Origin of the sequence: Paraburkholderia caballeronis (assembly GCF_900104845.1) — a bacterium.
Lineage (GTDB): Bacteria > Pseudomonadota > Gammaproteobacteria > Burkholderiales > Burkholderiaceae > Paraburkholderia > Paraburkholderia caballeronis.
The window spans coordinates 3,492,095-3,510,461 of sequence record NZ_FNSR01000001.1 but is presented as its reverse complement, the minus strand read 5'-3'; the positions used below and the strand labels follow the sequence as shown (position 1 = coordinate 3,510,461).

The following is an 18,367-nucleotide window of genomic DNA, read 5'->3' as shown; positions in this document are numbered from 1 at the left end:
CGACCGTGGCCAGGGTCGCGCCGGCCGCCGCAGCCGGAGCCTGTCCGATGAGCTGGCAGGGAGCGGTGATCCGCTGGACGCTGCGCAGGACGTTTCGCCCGGCGACGGAACAGCCGATCGACGTCGACTACGTGCGCACGCGCACGTCGAAACGGCTGTGGACGCCGCGCGCGCCGTCGGGCTGGCGTCTGCGCGAGCAGTACGATGCCGCGCCGTTGCGCGGCGAGTGGCTCGAACGCCGGCGCGCGCCCGGTCAACCGGCGCCGCGCACGATCCTCTATCTGCATGGCGGCGGTTATTACTTCTGCTCGCCGAAGACGCATCGCGCGATCACGTTCGGCCTCGCGATGCGCGCCGACGCCGACCTGTTCTCGCTCGACTACCGTCTCGCGCCCGAGCATCCGTTCCCCGCCGCGCTCGATGACGCGCTCGCCGCCTGGCGCAGCCTGCTCGACAGCGGCGTGCGGGCGGACAGCATCGTCATCGGCGGCGACTCGGCGGGCGGCGGTCTCGCGCTCGCGACGCTGGTTGCGTTGCGCGACGCCGGCGGCCCGTTGCCGGCCGGCGCGGTGCTGTTCTCGCCGTGGACGGATCTCGCGGCGACCGGCGCGTCGCTGCGCGACAACGACGGCCGTGATCCGATGTTTCGCGGCGAAGTGTTCGAACGTGTCGCCCCCCTGTATCTCGGCGTGACGCCCGCCACGCATCCGCTCGCTTCGCCGCTCTATGCGGAACTGCACGGGCTGCCGCCGCTATTCCTGCGGGCGGGCAGCACCGAGGTGCTGGTCGACGACACCCGGCGCGTCGCCGCGCGGGCGGCCGACGCGGGCGTCGAAATCGACTGCGCGATCTGGCCTGACATGCCGCACATCTGGCCGATCTATGCGCCGTTCATGCCCGAGGCGCGGCGCGTGCTCGACGAGGCGGCCGGCTTTGCGCGCCGCGTCACCGGCGGCGGCCATGCGCCGGGCGGCGGCGACCCGCGCGCGGCTCAGTCGAGCGAAACGTCGATCGCCTGATACGCGGCCTTCACCGCGGCCTCGCCGTAGCGCCGTTCGAGGCGCCGCACCGTGAAGTGGCCGTGCGCGACCTGCTGGAAGTGATGGATGAACACCGTGTTGACCATCGCGCCGAGCACCGCCCCGATCGCCGGAATCGATTTCGCGGCGACCTGCTCGCTGACCTGCACCGAAAAGCGCGCGGCGACGTTCTGCATCAGCCGCAGCAAAGCGGTCGATCCGTGCGCGGCGAAACCCTTCGTCGCGAGTTCCGACGACGCCTTCGACACCGCCTGCGCGAGCGCGCCGCGCACCACGAAATAGCCGTACTCGGCTTCGTCGTCGGCGGCCGAGCGGCCGCCCATCGCGAACACGGTCAGGCATTGCAGCTGGGCGTCCGGCGACGCGAGGTTCTCGCCCTCACTGCGCGCGATGTCGCAGATCGAGCGGAACATCAGCGTCGTCGTGACCGGCAGTTCGACCGGCAGCGCGAGCAGCCCGAACGCGCCGCCGGCCGCGCCGGTCGTCGCGACCGCGAACTTGTGCAGCAGGTTGCCGGGCTTTTCCGGCGCGCCGCCGTCCGCGCGCGCCGCGTCGCCGGCGTTCTTGCCGAGCGTCTTCAGCGCGATCTGCAGGCACTTGCGCAGCGCGGTCTGGGTCGCGTCGCTCACCTTGTCGCTCGCGACGCCGGGCAGCCGGCCCAGCAGCTTTTCGATCGGCGCGCCGATCAGCGCCGCGAGCTTCATCCCGAGCGGCGGCGTTTCGAGCTGTTGCTTCGCGCGCCGCAGCGCGTCGAGGTCGGCGTCGGTCAGCGGGCCGACGACCGGCGGAAAGTCTGGTTGCATCCCTGTTAGCCTCCCGGATCGGGCGGAGCGCACGGCGGTTGCCGTACCTCGGACGTGCCAGTGTAGTCGATCGAGGCATGCTATGATTTTGCTCCGTTGACACGTCAACCGTTGCTGGATCAAAAATGGCCGTCCATACCGCCGCCCATCATTCAAGCGGGCAGGTTCTGCCGTTCCGGGAGTCGCTGCTCGCGATGCTCGGCGTCTCGTTCGTGACGATGCTGGTCGCGCTCGACCAGACCGTCGTCGGCACCGCGCTGCCGACCATCGTTGCCGAACTCCGGGGCTTCGAGCTGTACGCGTGGGTCGCCACGTCGTACCTGCTGGCCTCCGTCATCACCGTGCCGATCTTCGGGCGGCTCGGCGACTATTACGGCCGCAAGCCGTTCCTGATCGCGTCGATCGTCGTGTTCACCGGCGCGTCGGTGCTATGCGGGATGGCGAACAGCATGCTGTTCCTCGTGATTGCGCGCGGCTTGCAGGGGATCGGCGGCGGGATGCTGGTCGGCACCGCGTTCGCGTGCATTCCCGATCTGTTCCCCGATTCGGTCGTGCGGCTGCGCTGGCAGGTGCTGATGAGTTCCGCGTTCGGCATCGCGAACGCGGTCGGCCCGTCGCTCGGCGGTTTTCTCACGCAGTACGCGGGCTGGCGCTCGGTGTTCTACGTGAATCTGCCGGTCGGACTGCTGTCGCTCCTGTTCGTGCTGCGCTACCTGCCGCACCTGCGGCAGACCGCGCACGTCGGGCGCATGCGGCTCGACTGGCCCGGCGCGCTGCTGATCGCGATCGTGCTCGGCAGCCTGCAACTGTTCGTCGAGATGGTGCCGAAGCATGGCCTCACGCCGACCGCGGCCGGGCTGCTCGTCGCGAGCGTCGCCGGCGGGTACGCGCTGTGGCGCTGGGAGCTGCGCTCGCCGCACGCGATCCTGCCGGTCGACATGTTCCGCAACCCCGGCCTGAACGCGCTCTTCACGCTTGCCGTGCTCGGCGGTTTCTCGATGTTCTCGCTGCTGTTCTACGCGCCGCTGCTGTTCCAGGGCGGGTTCGGGATGTCGCCGAAAGAGGCGGGTCTGGTGATTACGCCGCTCGTCGTGTTCATCACGATCGGCAGTATCGCGAACGGCCGGATCGTGTCGCGCATCCGCAATCCGAACCTGATGCTGTATGTCGGTTTCACGATGATCGCGTGCGCGTGCATCGCGATCGCGATCGCCACGCGCTCCGCGCCGCGGTCGATGCTGATGACGGTGATGATCGTCGGCGGCCTCGGCCTCGGTTTCGTGATGCCGAACCTGACCGTGTTCGCGCAGCAGACGGCGGGCCGCGAGCACCTCGGCATCGCGACCGCGCTGCTGCAGTCGCTGCGGATGATCGGCGGGATGTTCGGCACCGCGCTGACGGGCACGCTGGTGTCGCACCTGTACGCGAACGGCGTGCGCGGCGCGCTGACTGCCGATAACGCCGCGCACTGGTTCCCGCAACTGGCCGACCCGCAGATTCTGATCAACCGCGACGCGCAGACGTCGCTGATCGGTGAACTCGCCCATGCAGGGCACAATGGCGAGGCGCTGCTCGAAGCGGCGCGCGACGCGCTGGTCGGCGCGATCCACCTCGGCATCGCGGTCGCGGCCGCGATCGCGGTGGTCGCGATCTGGCAGAGCCGCCGCGTGCCGCCGATCCGGCTGCGTCGTCGCGTCGAGCCGACGGTGCAGGCCGACTGACTCCCGCTCTCACGAGCGTTCACGACACGACGAGCCCACATGGAATCCCAGGACCGCATCGCCATCGTTCAGCAGTTCGGCCGCACGTACCGCGCGTTCATGGCCGCGTTCGAGTCGCAGGTGGGGCAGCCGATGCCGCGCTGGCGCATCCTGCTCGCGCTGTACGAGCTGGACGGCGAGTCGTCGCAGAAGCGGCTCGTCGAGCGGCTGAAGGTCGATCCGGGCGCGCTGACGCGTCAGTTGAAGCTGCTGGAGTCGCTCGGCTGGATCGCGCGCAGCGTCGACGCGCGCGACAACCGGATCACGAACGTGAGGCTCACCGACACCGGCCGCGCGGTCACCGAGGAAGGGCTGCCGCGCCGCAACGCGTTCCTGAACGACACGATGTCGTTGCCGGACGACCTGCTGACCGCGCTGTCGAACGCGCTGCGGATGGTCGAGATCCGCATCGGCGAAGTGACGGCGGCCGCTGCCGCCGCCACCGCGGCCGCGTCGGCGGCCGAACCGCGCGAAGCGTAACGGCCGCGGGCTGTAACCCGCGCGCCGCCCGCGCTGTCGAACGACACAGGCGACACAGGCGACGCAGGCGACACTCCGCGAGACGTCCTCAGAAGTACGTCTCGATCACCTCGGTCACGCGATACGACGGATCGACCATCAGCAACTGGCGCCACTTGTCGAATGTCAGGCACGGATGCGAGATGTCGAACCCGATCATGTCGCCGACCTTCAGGTCCGCGCCCGCCGGGATCTGCAGATACGCGTGCTGGTCCATCATCCCGAACACTTCCCAGCCTTCCTCCGGCTTCACCTCGCGCGGCAGCGCGTCGGCCGCGCGGTCGCGCGACGGCCGGAAGTGGCGCGACGGCTCCGGGTAGCCTGCGTCGAACGCGGCGTCGCGCTTGCCGAAGCCGACGATCGCGCGGCCCGGCTCCGGAATCGACTGCACGTAAGCCCATAACTGCAACGCCGGCAGCAGCGCGCCGCCCATTTCCTTCGCGACCGGATTGCGCGTGAGGATGTCGTTCTGCGCCTTCCGGTACACGCCGACGTCGTGCGACACGTAGCAGCCGGGGCGCAGCACCACGTCGATGCGGCCGGCGCGCGCGGCCGCGGCGAATTCCTCGGCCACCACGTCGTACCACGCGGACCCGGCGCCCGACAGCAGCGCCGGCGTGCGCGCGAAGCGGCCGGCCGCGGTCAGTTCGTCGGCGACGTTCAACGCGTCGCGCAGGAAGGTGCGCACTTCGCTTTCTTCCTTCAGGATGCCTTCGTAGATCTCGACGCCCGCCAGTTGCAGCGTGTCCGGATAACGCGCGATCGCGTCGAGCACCGCGCGGCGGGTTTGAGCGTCGCGCACGCCGGTCCGGCCGCGCGGCACGCCGAGTTCGAGCAGCACCTGCAGCTTGCGGCGCACCGAGCCGAAGAACTGGCCGAGTTGCTCGACGCCGTCGACCGAATCGACGAGGCAGAAGAACTCGAACTCCGGATCGCTCAGCAGTTCCGCGATCATCATCATGTTGCGCCGGCCGACCAGCTGGTTCGCCATCAGCACGCGCCGCACGCCGCCGCGATAGGCGGCGCGGGTCTGGTGTGCGGTCGCGAGCGTGATCCCCCACGCGCCGGTGTCGAGCTGGCGGCGGAACAGTTGCGGCGCCATCGTCGTCTTGCCGTGCGGCGCGAGCTTCACGCCGTAGCGCGTGACGAACTCCTGCATCCATTTCAGGTTGTGCTCGACGCGGTCCGCATACAGCACCGCCGCCGGCAGGCTCACGTCCTCGTCGAGCAGGTTCCATTCGAGACGCGCGGCGTCCGCAAGCTGGATCGTCGTGCCCGGCACGTTGCCGAGACCTTTGCCGTACGGGTCGATGGTCGCGCCGTGGTAGTTTGTAACTTTCATCTCCGTATACTCCGTTTCCCGCTATTTCTGCACTGAAGTTGACTCGGAGATGGTACGCGAAGTACCATCTCCACGTGAAATGTTATTTTTTAACAAAAACTCGCCGCGTTGCTCCGGCGACCCCCGCCTGCCCATGAACACCGCTGCCGGACCCGTCAGTCTCGACGCTGTCAATTTCGATATCGTGGCACGCATCACCGAATGCGCGCCAGGCCTCCGGCCGGCCGAGCGCCAGGTCGCCGCGCTGATCCTCGACGATCTCGTGCAGGCCGCGCGCGCGCCGATCGGCGAACTGGCGGAGCGCGCAGGCGTCAGTATCGCGACCGTCACGCGTTTTGCGAAGGCCGTCGGCTGCCTCGACGTGCGCGAACTGAAGCTGCGGCTCGCACAGGCGGCGGCGGTCGGCCAGCGGTTCCTGCGCGCCAGCGCGCCGCCCGCGCCGGGCGCGCCCGAGCCGCTCGCGACGCGCGTGTTCGACGAGGTGCACGCCGCGCTCGCGCGCAACCACGAACTGCTGTGCCAGGCGCCGGTCGCGCAGGCCGCCGCCGCGCTGCGCGACGCGCGGATGATCTACGCGTTCGGCCTCGGCGGCGGCTCGACCGCGCTCGCGGACGAACTGCGCTTCCGGCTCGTGCGGCTCGGCCGTCCCGTCGCATCGTACCAGGACAGCCTGCTGCAGCGGATGGTCGCGAGCACCGTGTCGCGCGACTGCGTGATCGTCGTGCTGTCGATCAGCGGCCGGGTGCCGGAATTGCTCGATGCGTGCCGCATCGCGCGCGACTACGGCGCGACCGTGATCGCACTGACCGCGCCCGCGTCGCCGCTCGCCGCCCTCGCCGACTGGCTCCTGCCCATCGTCGCGAGCGAGACCGATTTCATCTACAAGCCGTCGTCGTCCCGCTACGCGATGATGATGGCGCTCGACGTGCTCGTCACCGAACTCGCGCTCAGTCAGCCGGACGAAAGCCGCGAACTGCTGCGCCGCATGAAGCATACGCTCGACGCGCACCGAGGCGGCGGCGAGCGCCAACCGCTGGGAGACTGATCCATGCATTCGCATCCGGAAGCCGCCGACACGCTGATCGTCGGCGCGCAGCTTTACGACGGCAGCGGCGCGCCGCCGCTCGAACGCGACGTCGCGCTGCGCGGCGGCCGCATCGTCGCGATCGGCAACCTGTCGAACTGGCTCGCCGAGCAGGTGGTCGAGGCGGGCGGCCGCGCGCTCGCGCCGGGTTTCATCGACGTGCACACGCACGACGACACGCACGTGATCCGTTCGCCGCAGATGCTGCCGAAGATCAGCCAGGGCGTGACGACGGTGGTCGTCGGCAACTGCGGGATCAGCGCGTCGCCGGTGACGCTCGCGGGCGACCCGCCCGATCCGATGAACCTGCTCGGCGAGCGCGACGCGTTTCGCTACCCGACCTTTTCCGCCTACGTCGACGCGGTGAACGCCGCGCAGCCGGCGGTGAACGTCGGCGCGCTGATCGGCCATACCGCGCTGCGCAGCAACCACCTCGACTCGCTCGCCCGCGCGGCGACCGCCGACGAGATCGCCGCGATGCGCGCGCAGCTCGAAGACGCGCTCGCGCACGGCGCGCTCGGCCTGAGCAGCGGGCTCGCGTATGCGTCCGCCAACGCCGCGCCGACCGAAGAGGTGATGGCGCTCGCGGAGCCGCTCGCGGCCGCCGGCGCGCTGTACACGACGCACATGCGCACCGAGTTCGACGCGATCCTCGACGCGATGGACGAGGCGTACCGCGTCGGCCGCCATGCGCGCGTGCCGGTGGTGATCTCGCATCTGAAGTGCGCGGGGCCGTCGAACTGGGGGCGCAGCACCGAGGTGCTCGCGTCGCTCGAAGGCGCGCGCGGTTATCAGCCGGTCGGCTGCGACTGTTATCCGTACAGCCGCAGCTCGTCGACGCTCGACCTGAAGCAGGTGACGGGCGACATCGACATCACGATCACGTGGTCCACGCCGCATCCGGAGCAGGCCGGCAAGCTCATCAAGGACATCGCCGCCGACTGGGGCGTGTCGCAGCAGGAAGCCGCGCAGCGGCTACAGCCGGCCGGCGCGGTTTATCACAACATGTCCGAGGACGACGTGCGCCGGATCCTGTCGCATCCGGCGACGATGGTCGGCTCGGACGGGCTGCCGAACGATCCGCTGCCGCATCCGCGGCTGTGGGGCGCGTTTCCGCGCGTGCTCGGCCACTATGCGCGCGACGTCGCGCTGCTCCCGCTCGAAGAGGCGATCCGCAAGATGACGAGCCTGTCCGCACGGCGCTTCGGCATCGCGCAGCGCGGCGAGATCCGCATCGGCTGGCACGCGGACCTCGTGCTGTTCGACCCGGCGACGGTGCGCGACACCGCGACGTTCGACCACCCGCAGCAGGTCGCGGACGGCATCGACGCGGTGTGGGTGAACGGCGTGCTGTCGTACCGCGACGGCGCGGCGACCGGCGGGCGCGCGGGCCGCTTCGTGCCGCGCGGCGCGCCGGCCGGCGGCGACGCGGCCGCGTTCTGAACCCGGCCGCCGCCCGGTTGCGGCCACGGCGGCGGCCCTCATTCTTTTCGACCCGAAGCGCGCGGCGATAACGTGGTGGTCGCGCGGCGCGCCATGAACGAACCAGCAAGGAGCAAAACGATGAAGCGATATGGAGTGGAAGGCGGCAAGGGCCAGGGCGGACAGCATCTGCCGTTCGCGCGCGCGGTCGAGGCCGACGGCTGGCTGTACGTGTCCGGCCAGACCCCGATGGAAGCGGGCGAAGTGGTGGACGGCGGGATCGTCGCGCAGTCGCACAAGGCGATCCAGAACCTGTTCGCGATCCTGAACGAAGCGGGTTACGGCGCGGAGCACGTCGTGCGCTGCGGCGTGTGGCTCGACGACGCGCGCGACTTCGCGTCGTTCAACAAGGTGTTCCGCGAATACTTCGGCGATCATCCGCCGGCGCGCGCGTGCGTGCAGTCGAGCATGGTCGTCGACTGCAAGGTCGAAGTCGACTGCGTCGCGTACAAGGCGCCCGCGGGCAAGTAACCCCGCGCGCAGCCGGCCGCCGCGCCGGCTGCGCGCCGCTTTGGCCGCTTCGACCCTGCGGGTGCCGCCCCGCGCGGCCTTTGCCGCCGCGCGCCCCAGCCGCCGTTCCCCGGCGGCTTTTTTGCGCCCGGACGCTCAATTCCCAATATATGAGCACGTCATTCACATATTGGAGGATGACGAAGAACCGACCTACAATCCGGACCAACGAGCCGCAGCGGACGTGCAACGCGCATCCGCGAGACGGCAGGCACATCAAGGCGAATGCCGGCCGCCGTCCGCGTGACGGACGACGAAGCCGGGATCGACACGGAGACAACCGTCATGTTCGAGCTTGCAACGCGGGCCGCGCACGGCCGCCCGCCCGCGCACCAGCGGGTCGCGCAACGTTCCCGCCGCATCGGCGGCGCCGGTCGCACGCATCGCACGCATTGCGACTTCGCGTTCTCGCACTGACGCGCTCCGCCCCCTCCCACGCTCCAGACCATGACCAAGGCGATGCCCCAGCACGCAAGTCAACCCCGGTCGCCGGCTGTCGCGCCCGCCACCAACGGCGCGATCCCCGTCGCCGCGCAGCCGGATGCGCAGCCCGCCGCGGACGAGATCGTCCAGCCCGGCACGCTGCTCGACGGCTCGCCGCAGCAGGCCGGCACGCAGACGCTGCTGCGCGGCCTCGCGATCCTCGAAGCCGCGGCCGCCGGCGTGCGCGATCTCCGTTCGTTCGGCGCGGTGCTCGGCACCACGCGCAGCACCACGCACCGTCTCGTCAGCAGCCTCGTGCAGGCGCGTTATCTGCGCCAGGTGCAGGGCGGCTACCTGCTCGGTCCGAAGCTGATCGAACTCGGCACGATCGCGCTCGAACAGATGCCGCTCACGGCGGTGGCGCGCGCGCATCTCGAAGCCCTCGCGGACCACACGCGCGACACGATCCACCTCGGCGTGCGCGACGGCGACGACGTGCTGTACATCGACAAGATTCCCGGCCAGCGCGGCCTCGAAATGCGCTCGCGGGTCGGCCACCGGATGCCGCTCGCGTCGACCGGCATCGGCAAGGCGATGATGCTCGACCTCGCGCCGGACGCGTGGCGCAAGCTGTACGACGCGTCGCGCCGCACGCTCGCGGGCGCGAGTTTCAAGCCCGACCATCATCCGGACCCCGATGCGTTCCTGAAGCGGATGACGACCTACGCGGCGGGCGGCTACACGTTCGATCTCGAAGAGAACGAAATTTCGATCCGCTGCGTCGCCGCGCCGGTGCGCGACGCGTCCGGCGCGATCGTCGCGGCGCTGTCGGTCGCGAGCACGATTCCGTACATGCCGCTCGAACGGATGGACGAACTGATTCCGGTCGTGCAGCACGAAGCGCGCGCGATCTCGCTGGAACTCGGCTGGCGCGCGCCGCAGCCGGTCGCGCGCAGGATTCGCCGATGAAGGCGCGCGATGCGTCGCCGTCCGCGGCGGAAGTCGCCGGCGCGGCATCGGCGCCCGCGCTGATCGCGCTCGACTGGGGCACGACGTCGTTGCGCGCGTACCTGTTCGGCGCGGCGGGCGAGGTGCTCGCGGCCCATACATCGGCGGCCGGGATCATGAATCTGCCGAGCGCGCCGGAGGACGGCGGTTTCGACGCGGCGTTCGACGACGCGTGCGGCGCGTGGCTCGCGGCGTCGCCGGGTCTGCCGGCGATCGCGGCCGGCATGGTCGGCAGCGCGCAGGGCTGGGTGCAGGCGCCGTACATCGAGACGCCGGCGAGCGCCGAGGCGCTCGCGGCGGCGGTCGTGCGGGTGAGCACCGCGCGCGGGCTGTCGATCGCGGTCGTGCCCGGCGTGCTGGAGCCGGGCGCGCTGCCGAACGTGATGCGCGGCGAGGAAACCCAGATCGTCGGCGCGCTGGAAGCGGGCGATGGAGACGCGGGCGCGCCGGCCGTGCCGCAGTCGGCGCTGATCGGCCTGCCCGGCACGCACGCGAAGTGGGTGGTGGTCGAGGACGGGCGCATCGAGCGTTTCTACACGTTCATGACCGGCGAGGTGTACGCGGCGCTGACCGGGCACACGATCCTCGGCCGCACGATGACGCTGCCGGCCGCGCCGGACGCCGCCGCGTTCGCACGCGGCGTGACGGTCGCGCGCGAGCACGGCGCGGCCGGGCTGCTCGCGACGGCGTTCAGCGTGCGCACGCTCGGACTGACGGGACAGCTCGCGGCCGACGAGCAGCCGGACTATCTGTCCGGCCTGCTGATCGGCCACGAACTCGCGGGGCTGGACGCGGTGCTCGCGCGGCGCGGCCTGGCGCTGCGCGCGAGCGCGCCGAAGCTGATCGGCGCCGACGCGCTGTGCGAACGCTACCGCACCGCGCTCGCGCAGTTCGGCTGCGTGAATGCGCAGACGGTGCGCCACGCGACCGAGCGCGGGCTGTGGAACATCGCGGTGCGGGCCGGCCTGGTGAAGCCGGCCTGACGCCGGTCTGGCGCCTGCGCGGCGCGAGGCCCGCGAACGCACGATCGACAACGGACATGCAACAGAGGACACACGAGATGCAAGACGAACCGAACCTGCCCGCGCCGTACCAGCCGCATGCGGGCCTGATGGCCGCGTTCGACGCGTGCCGGATGATCGCGATCCTGCGCGGCGTGACGCCGGCGGACGCGGTCGCGCACGGCCATGCGCTGTACGACGCGGGTTTCAGGATCGTGGAGGTGCCGCTGAATTCGCCGCAGCCGCTCGACAGCATCGCGGCGCTGCGCGCGGCGCTGCCGGCCGACGCGCTGGTCGGCGCCGGCACGGTGCTGACGCCCGCGCGCGTGCTCGACGTGAAGCAGGCCGGCGGCAACCTGATCGTGATGCCGCACGCGGACCTCGACGTGATCGTCGCCGCGAAGCGCGAAGGGCTCGCGTGCGTGCCCGGCGTCGCGACGCCGACCGAGGCGTTCGCCGCGCTCAAGCACGGCGCGGACGGCCTGAAGATGTTCCCGGCCGAGCAGCTGGGGCCGGCGGTTCTGAAGGCGTGGCGCGCGGTGTTCCCGGTGCAGGTGCCGCTGCTGCCGGTCGGCGGCATCCAGCCGGACAACATGGGACCGTTCCTCGCGGCCGGCGCGAGCGGCTTCGGCCTCGGCTCCGCGCTGTACAAGCCGGGTCAGGACGCGGCGGCGACCCGCTCGCACGCGGACGCGTTCGTGAACGGCTGGCGCATCGCGCTGAAGGGAGTGAAGCGGTGAACCGGCTCGCCGGCAAGGTCGCGCTCGTCACCGGCGCCGGACGCGGGATCGGCGCGGCGATCGCGCACGCGTTCGCCGGCCAGGGCGCGGCGGTGGTGCTCGCGGAACTCGACGGCGACGCGGCGCGGGCGACCGCGCGCGAGATCGACGCCGCGCACGGCCTGTCGGCGCCGGTGCTGGCGGTCGAGACCGACGTGACGAAGCCGGAGTCGGTGCGCGCGGCAGTCGCCGAGGCGGAGCGCGCGTTCGGGCCGCTCGACGTGCTGGTGAACAACGCGGGGATCAACGTGTTCTGCGATCCGCTGACGATGACCGACGACGACTGGCGCCGCTGTTTCGCGGTCGATCTGGACGGCGTGTGGAACGGCTGCCGCGCGGTGTTGCCCGGCATGGTCGAGCGCGGCGCGGGCAGCATCGTGAACATCGCGTCGACGCACGCGTTCCAGATCATTCCGGGCTGCTTTCCGTACCCGGTCGCGAAACACGGCGTGCTCGGGCTCACGCGCGCGCTCGGCATCGAATACGCGCCGCGCAACGTGCGCGTGAACGCGATCGCGCCGGGTTACGTCGAGACGCAACTGACGCGCGACTGGTGGGACAGCCAGCCGGACCCGGACGCGGCGCGCGCGCAGACGCTCGCGCTTGCGCCGATGAAGCGGATCGGCCGGCCGGACGAAGTCGCGATGACCGCGGTGTTCCTCGCGTCGGACGAGGCGCCGTTCATCAACGCGACGTGCATCACGATCGACGGCGGCCGGACCGCGCTGTATCACGACTGACCGCCGGCGCAGCACCCGCCGCGCGGCGACGCGCGCGGACGCAGTCACCCGATCAAGCAGCAATCCGACGGCGCGCCGGCCGCGCGCGCCGCGAGGAAGACAACAAGAAGCGGCCGAGACCTTCCGTTACCGAAGAGACAGGAGACACGCACCATGCAACGAAGAATCTTCCTTACGCTCGCCGCTGCCGCCGCGACTGTGCTGTGCCACGCGCCGATCGCGCAGGCCGCCGATCCGGTGAAGATCGGCTTTCTCGTCAAGCAGCCCGAGGAGCCGTGGTTCCAGGACGAGTGGAAGTTCGCGGAAATCGCCGCGAAGCAGAACGGCTTCACGCTCGTGAAGATCGGCGCGCCGTCCGGCGAGAAGGTGATGAGCGCGATCGACAACCTCGCCGCGCAGAAGGCGCAGGGTTTCATCATCTGCACGCCAGACGTGAAGCTCGGACCGGGCATCGTCGCGAAGGCGAAGGCCGACAAGCTGAAGATGATGACGGTGGACGACCGTCTCGTCGACGGCTCCGGCAAGCCGATCGAGGCGGTCCCGCACATGGGCATCTCCGCGTACAACATCGGCAAGCAGGCCGGCGACGGGATCGCGGCCGAGATCAAGAAGCGCGGCTGGGACATGAAGGAAGTCGGCGCGATCGACGTGACCTACGAGCAGTTGCCGACCGCGCACGACCGCACGGCCGGCGCGACCGACGCGCTCGTCGCCGCGGGTTTCCCGAAGGCGAACGTGATCGCCGCGCCGCAGGCCAAGACCGACACGGAGAACGCGTTCAACGCGGCGAACATCGCGCTGACGAAGAACCCGCAGTTCAAGCACTGGGTGGCGTACGGCCTGAACGACGAGGCGGTGCTCGGCGCGGTGCGCGCGGCCGAGGGGCGCGGCTTCAAGGCCGACAACATGATCGGCATCGGTATCGGCGGCTCGGACTCGGCGCTGAACGAGTTCAAGAAGCCCGAGCCGACCGGCTTCTACGGCACCGTCATCATCAGCCCGAAGCGCCACGGCGAGGAAACCTCCGACCTGATGTACGCGTGGATCACGCAGGGCAAGGAGCCGCCGAAGCTCACGCTGACGACCGGCATGCTCGCGACGCGTGACAACGTGGGCCAGGTGCGCGAGCAGATGGGCCTCGCGTCGAAGTAAGCGCCGTGCCGGCCGCGCGGCCGGCTTCGCGCGCACGGGCGGGAGCGTGCGTTGCGAAATGATGCAAAGCGGGCCGCGCGGCCGCAGTGGATTTGAATGAGAGGAAACCGAAGTGTCAGCGACGCTGCGTTTTGACAATATCGGCAAGGTGTTCCCCGGCGTGCGTGCGCTGGAGGGCGTGTCGTTCGACGTGCAGGCCGGCCAGGTGCATGGGCTGATGGGCGAGAACGGCGCGGGCAAGTCCACGCTGCTGAAGATCCTCGGCGGCGAGTACCAGCCGGACTCGGGCCGCATCCTGATCGACGGCAACGAGGTGCGTTTTCCGGATGCGGCGGCGTCGATCGGCGCGGGCGTCGCGGTGATCCACCAGGAACTGCAGTACGTGCCGGATCTGACGGTGGCGGAGAACCTGCTGCTCGGCGCGCTGCCGAACGCGTTCGGCTGGGTGCGCCGGCGCGAGGCGCGGCAGTTCGTGCGCGAGCGGCTCGCGGCGATGGGCGTCGACCTCGACCCGGCCGCGAAGCTGCGCAAGCTGTCGATCGCGCAGCGGCAAATGGTCGAGATCTGCAAGGCGCTGTTGCGCAACGCGCGCGTGATCGCGCTCGACGAGCCGACCAGTTCGCTGTCGCACCGCGAAACCGAAGTGCTGTTCAAGCTCGTGCGCGAACTGCGCGCGGACCAGCGCGCCCTGATCTACATCTCGCACCGGATGGACGAGATCTACGAACTGTGCGACGCGTGCACGATTTTCCGCGACGGCCGCAAGATCGCGTCGCACGACACGCTCGACGGCGTGAAGCGCGAAACGCTCGTCGCCGAGATGGTCGGCCGCGAGATCACCGACATCTACAACTACACGCCGCGCGAGACGGGCGACGTGCGGCTGTCGGTGCGCGGCGTGGAAGGGCATCCGCTCGCGGAGCCGGCGAGCTTCGACGTGCGCGCGGGCGAGATCGTCGGCTTTTTCGGGCTCGTCGGCGCGGGGCGCAGCGAGCTGATGCAGCTGATCTACGGCGCGCGCAGGAAACGCGCGGGCGAACTGGCGCTGGACGGCAAGCCGATCCGCGTGAGGAGCGCGGGCGAGGCGATCCGCCACGGCATCGTGCTGTGTCCGGAGGACCGCAAGGAGCAGGGCATCATCGCGATCGCGTCGGTGTCCGAGAACATCAACATCAGTTGCCGCCGGCACTTCCTGCGCGCGGGGATGTTCCTCGACCGCCGCAAGGAGGCCGAGACGGCGGACCGCTTCATCAAGCTCCTGAAGATCCGCACGCCGAGCCGCCGCCAGAAGATCCGCTTCCTGTCGGGCGGCAACCAGCAGAAGGCGATCCTGTCGCGCTGGCTCGCGGAGCCGGACCTGAAGGTCGTGATTCTCGACGAGCCGACGCGCGGCATCGACGTCGGCGCGAAACACGAAATCTACAACGTGATCTATCAACTGGCCGCGCGCGGCTGCGCGATCGTGATGGTGTCGTCGGAACTGCCGGAAGTGCTCGGCGTGTCGGACCGCATCGTCGTGATGCGCGAAGGCCGCATCGCGGGCGAGTTGCCGCGCAGCGCGGCGAGCGAGCACGCGGTGCTCGATCTCGCGCTGCCGCAGCGTTCGCACGCGCAGGCGGCATAGCGGGAAACAGCAGCACACCGGAGGAGTGACGACAAATGCAAGCTAGAGAAAACCTCGCGGCCGAGGCGGCGAAGAACGTCGCGCAGGGCGTCGCGCACAACGCGGCCGACGCGCTGGTCCCGAGCACCAGCGATCGCCAGAAGTGGTGGCAGCAGATCACCGAATACAGCCTGATCGTGATCTTCGCGATCATGTTCGTGACGATGTCGCTGACGGTCGACCATTTCTTCTCGATCGAGAACATGCTCGGCCTCGCGCTGTCGATCTCGCAGATCGGCATGGTCGCGTGCACGATGATGTTCTGCCTCGCGTCGCGCGACTTCGACCTGTCGGTCGGCTCGACGGTCGCGTTCGCGGGCGTGCTGTGCGCGATGGTGCTGAACGCGACCGACAACACGTTCATCGCGATCATCGCGGCGGTCGCGGCCGGCGCGGCGATCGGCTTCGTGAACGGCGCGGTGATCGCGTATCTGCGGATCAACGCGCTCATTACGACGCTCGCGACGATGGAGATCGTGCGCGGCCTCGGGTTCATCGTGTCGCACGGCCAGGCGGTCGGCGTGTCGTCGGACACGTTCATCGAACTCGGCGTCACGTCGTTCTTCGGCGTGTCGCTGCCGATCTGGGTCACGCTGGTCTGCTTCATCGTGTTCGGCGTGATGCTGAACCACACGGTCTACGGGCGCAACACGCTCGCGATCGGCGGCAACCCGGAGGCGTCGCGGCTCGCGGGGATCAACGTGGAGCGCACGCGCGTGTGGATCTTCCTGATCCAGGGCGCGGTGACCGCGCTCGCGGGCGTCATCCTCGCGTCGCGGATCACGTCGGGCCAGCCGAACGCGGCCGAAGGTTTCGAGCTGAACGTGATCTCCGCGTGCGTGCTCGGCGGCGTGTCGCTGCTCGGCGGGCGCGCGACGATCTCCGGCGTCGTGATCGGCGTGCTGATCATGGGCACCGTCGAGAACGTGATGAACCTGCTGAATATCGACGCGTTTTACCAGTACCTCGTGCGCGGCGCGATCCTGCTCGCGGCGGTGCTGCTCGACCAGTTGAAGAACCGCGGCGCGCGCGACTGAGCGGCGCGCCGACCGCAGCAACCGAAAGGAACCGGACGATGCCGTCTCCAGAAAACGTGCAGCGCGACGCCGCCCATCAGCGGTTCGCGCGTTATCCGAGCCTCGTCGATCGCGTCGTGCTGATCACCGGCGGCGCGACCGGGATCGGCGCGTCGTTCGTCGAGCATTTCGCGGCGCAGGGCGCGCGCGTCGCGTTCGTCGATATCGACACAAGCGCCGGCACCGCGCTCGCGGACGCGCTCGGCGACCTGCGCCACGCGCCGCTGTTCGTGCCGTGCGACCTGACCGACGTCGACGCGCTGCGCGCGGCGGTCGCGGACGTGAAGTCCGCGCTCGGCCCGGTCGAAGTGCTCGTGAACAACGCGGCGAACGACCGCCGCCACGCGCTCGCGGAGGTGACGCCCGAATCGTTCGACGCGGGCATCGCGGTGAACGTGCGGCATCAGCTGTTCGCCGCGCAGGCGGTTGCCGGAGACATGAAGGCCGCGCGCGCCGGCTCGATCATCAATCTCGGCTCGATCAGCTGGATGCTGAAGAACGCCGGGTACCCGGTGTACGTGATGAGCAAGTCGGCGGTGCAGGGTTTGACGCGCGGGCTCGCGCGCGAACTCGGCGCGTATGGCGTGCGGGTGAACACGCTGGTGCCGGGCTGGGTGATGACGGACAAGCAGAAGCGGCTGTGGCTCGACGACGCCGGCCGGCGCGCGCTGAAGGAAGGCCAGTTGATCGACGCGGAACTGCTGCCCGCCGATCTCGCGCGGATGGCGCTGTTCCTCGCGGCCGACGACAGCGGGATGATCACCGCGCAGGACATCGTCGTCGATGGAGGCTGGGCATGAGCGGCGTGAGCGGCAATACGGAAGCGACGCTGGCGGTCGATGCGCGCAACGCGCTCGGCGAGGGCGCGACGTGGTGTGCGCGCACGGGCCGGCTGTACTGGGTCGATATCGAAGGCGCGCGGCTGTGGCGCTACGATCCGTCCGACGGTTCGCGCGAAGGATGGCCGATGCCGGAGCGGCTCGCGACGTTCGCGCTGTGCGACGACCCGCGACTACTGCTGCTCGGGCTCGCATCGCGGCTCGCGTTCTTCGATCTGGACAGCGGGCGGATCGACCCGCTCGTCGAGATCGAGCCGGACCTGAACACGCGCGTGAACGACGGCCGTTGCGATCGCCAGGGCCGCTTCGTGTTCGGCACGAAGGACGAGGGCTCGCCGCTGTCGGCTGTCGGCGGCTTCTACCGGCTGAACCGCGACCTGTCGCTGGAACGCCTGCCGCTGCCTGCGCCCGCGATCTCGAACAGCATCGCGTTCAGCCCGGACGGCGCGACGATGTACTACTGCGATTCGCCGCGGCGCGAGATCCGCGCGTGCGATTACGGCGCGGACGGCCGCATCGCGAACGACCGCCGCTTCGTCGCGCTCGCGGAGGCGGACGGCGTGCCGGACGGCTCGACCGTCGATGCGGACGGCGGCCTGTGGAACGCGCAGTGGGGCGGCGCGCGCGTCGTGCGCTACGATGCGTCGGGCCGCGAGACCGAACGTGTAACCGTTCCCACGCCGCAGCCTAGCTGCGTTACGCTCGGCGGTGCGCGGCTGACGACGCTCTACGTGACGAGCGCGCGTGAAGAGATGAGTCCGGCTGCGCTCGCCGGCAATCCGCATGCGGGCGGCATATTCGCCGCCGAAGTCGGCCGGCGCGGATTGCCGGAGCCGGTGTTCGCCGGCGCGCCGCGCGGTTGAGCGGCGTGGGGTATGCGAGGTTCATGCGGTACGCGAGGTACGAGGTACACGAGGAGACAACGCAGGTCGGCATCGCAACACGGCAGCCGCGCAGCGCGCGCGGTCCCGCCGGTTTCGCGGACAGAGGGTCGATCGTTGCAGTACGGCAACAGACGCAGTCGGTAGCAGTCGGCATCGCCAGTACCACAGAACAAGCGGCCGTCCGCGCGGCATCGTCGCGTGCAAACAGGCCGGCCACGAGCCGCCGTCGACGGCGGCGACCATCCATGCCTCTCAGCTTTGC

18 protein-coding genes are annotated in these 18,367 nt (G+C 70.0%); 16 read left to right on the top strand and 2 right to left on the bottom strand.

Going from position 1 to position 18,367, the window contains the following annotated elements; genetic code table 11:
• Window positions 1-47 precede the first annotated feature (47 nt).
• On the top strand, window positions 48-1,019 hold the full coding sequence (locus tag BLV92_RS15650) for an alpha/beta hydrolase (RefSeq protein WP_090546378.1): 972 nt from the start codon (window positions 48-50) through the stop codon (window positions 1,017-1,019).
• Here BLV92_RS15650 and BLV92_RS15645 read toward each other — a convergent pair.
• A complete protein-coding gene (locus BLV92_RS15645) occupies window positions 992-1,843 on the bottom strand; it encodes an EcsC family protein (RefSeq protein ID WP_090546376.1) in 852 nt (283 codons plus the stop codon). The two genes, BLV92_RS15650 and BLV92_RS15645, sit on opposite strands and share 28 nt — an antisense overlap.
• A 125-nt stretch (window positions 1,844-1,968) precedes the next feature.
• On the opposite strand from BLV92_RS15645, the gene BLV92_RS15640 reads away from it, so the two are divergent.
• Window positions 1,969-3,564 carry an MDR family MFS transporter gene (locus tag BLV92_RS15640; protein WP_090546374.1) on the top strand — a complete coding sequence of 532 codons (1,596 nt, stop codon included), beginning with the start codon at window positions 1,969-1,971 and terminating at the stop codon, window positions 3,562-3,564.
• A 39-nt stretch (window positions 3,565-3,603) separates the two neighbouring features.
• Window positions 3,604-4,083 (top strand): MarR family winged helix-turn-helix transcriptional regulator, encoded by a 480-nt coding sequence (locus tag BLV92_RS15635; RefSeq protein ID WP_090546372.1) that lies wholly within the window; start codon window positions 3,604-3,606, stop codon window positions 4,081-4,083.
• Window positions 4,084-4,171: 88 nt separating this feature from the next.
• Here BLV92_RS15635 and BLV92_RS15630 read toward each other — a convergent pair whose 3' ends face one another.
• Window positions 4,172-5,464: an amino acid deaminase gene (locus tag BLV92_RS15630; protein WP_090546370.1), complete on the bottom strand. Its 1,293-nt coding sequence runs from the start codon at window positions 5,462-5,464 to the stop codon at window positions 4,172-4,174.
• A gap of 133 nt (window positions 5,465-5,597) precedes the next feature.
• Between BLV92_RS15630 and BLV92_RS15625 the strand changes: the two genes are divergently transcribed.
• The 13 genes from BLV92_RS15625 to BLV92_RS15565 all read left to right on the top strand — a co-directional run bounded on the left by BLV92_RS15625 (window position 5,598) and on the right by BLV92_RS15565 (window position 18,084).
• Window positions 5,598-6,509, top strand: a complete 912-nt coding sequence (locus BLV92_RS15625; RefSeq protein ID WP_090546369.1) for a MurR/RpiR family transcriptional regulator — start codon at window positions 5,598-5,600, stop codon at window positions 6,507-6,509.
• A gap of 3 nt (window positions 6,510-6,512) precedes the next feature.
• Window positions 6,513-7,991 (top strand): N-acyl-D-amino-acid deacylase family protein, encoded by a 1,479-nt coding sequence (locus tag BLV92_RS15620; RefSeq protein ID WP_090546367.1) that lies wholly within the window; start codon window positions 6,513-6,515, stop codon window positions 7,989-7,991.
• 120 nt (window positions 7,992-8,111) lie between these two features.
• A complete protein-coding gene (locus BLV92_RS15615) occupies window positions 8,112-8,501 on the top strand; it encodes a RidA family protein (RefSeq protein WP_090546365.1) in 390 nt (129 codons plus the stop codon).
• Between the two features lie 324 nt (window positions 8,502-8,825).
• Window positions 8,826-8,957: a hypothetical protein gene (locus tag BLV92_RS32910; RefSeq protein WP_256216037.1), complete on the top strand. Its 132-nt coding sequence runs from the start codon at window positions 8,826-8,828 to the stop codon at window positions 8,955-8,957.
• 30 nt (window positions 8,958-8,987) lie between these two features.
• The gene (locus tag BLV92_RS15605; protein WP_090546361.1) at window positions 8,988-9,932 is read left to right on the top strand and encodes an IclR family transcriptional regulator; all 945 of its coding nucleotides are present in this window, start codon (window positions 8,988-8,990) and stop codon (window positions 9,930-9,932) included.
• Entirely contained in the window at window positions 9,929-10,954 is a 1,026-nt protein-coding gene (locus BLV92_RS15600; RefSeq protein ID WP_090546359.1) for a 2-dehydro-3-deoxygalactonokinase, read from the top strand. Before BLV92_RS15605 ends, BLV92_RS15600 begins: the two co-directional genes overlap by 4 nt.
• A gap of 77 nt (window positions 10,955-11,031) precedes the next feature.
• Entirely contained in the window at window positions 11,032-11,712 is a 681-nt protein-coding gene (locus BLV92_RS15595) for a 2-dehydro-3-deoxy-6-phosphogalactonate aldolase (protein WP_090546357.1), read from the top strand.
• Entirely contained in the window at window positions 11,709-12,491 is a 783-nt protein-coding gene (locus BLV92_RS15590; protein WP_090546355.1) for an SDR family oxidoreductase, read from the top strand. The genes BLV92_RS15595 and BLV92_RS15590 overlap by 4 nt, the downstream gene beginning before the upstream one ends.
• Window positions 12,492-12,644: 153 nt before the next feature.
• Complete coding sequence (locus BLV92_RS15585) at window positions 12,645-13,643, top strand: arabinose ABC transporter substrate-binding protein (protein ID WP_090546353.1); 999 nt, start codon at window positions 12,645-12,647, stop codon at window positions 13,641-13,643.
• A gap of 112 nt (window positions 13,644-13,755) precedes the next feature.
• Window positions 13,756-15,267, top strand: a complete 1,512-nt coding sequence (gene araG, locus BLV92_RS15580; protein WP_090546351.1) for an L-arabinose ABC transporter ATP-binding protein AraG — start codon at window positions 13,756-13,758, stop codon at window positions 15,265-15,267.
• A 35-nt stretch (window positions 15,268-15,302) separates the two neighbouring features.
• Window positions 15,303-16,343 (top strand): L-arabinose ABC transporter permease AraH, encoded by a 1,041-nt coding sequence (gene araH, locus BLV92_RS15575; RefSeq protein WP_090546349.1) that lies wholly within the window; start codon window positions 15,303-15,305, stop codon window positions 16,341-16,343.
• Between the two features lie 38 nt (window positions 16,344-16,381).
• Window positions 16,382-17,182, top strand: coding sequence for an SDR family NAD(P)-dependent oxidoreductase (locus BLV92_RS15570; RefSeq protein ID WP_090546347.1), 801 nt, complete (start codon window positions 16,382-16,384; stop codon window positions 17,180-17,182).
• Window positions 17,179-18,084, top strand: a complete 906-nt coding sequence (locus tag BLV92_RS15565; RefSeq protein WP_090546345.1) for an SMP-30/gluconolactonase/LRE family protein — start codon at window positions 17,179-17,181, stop codon at window positions 18,082-18,084. Before BLV92_RS15570 ends, BLV92_RS15565 begins: the two co-directional genes overlap by 4 nt.
• Window positions 18,085-18,367 lie beyond the last annotated feature (283 nt).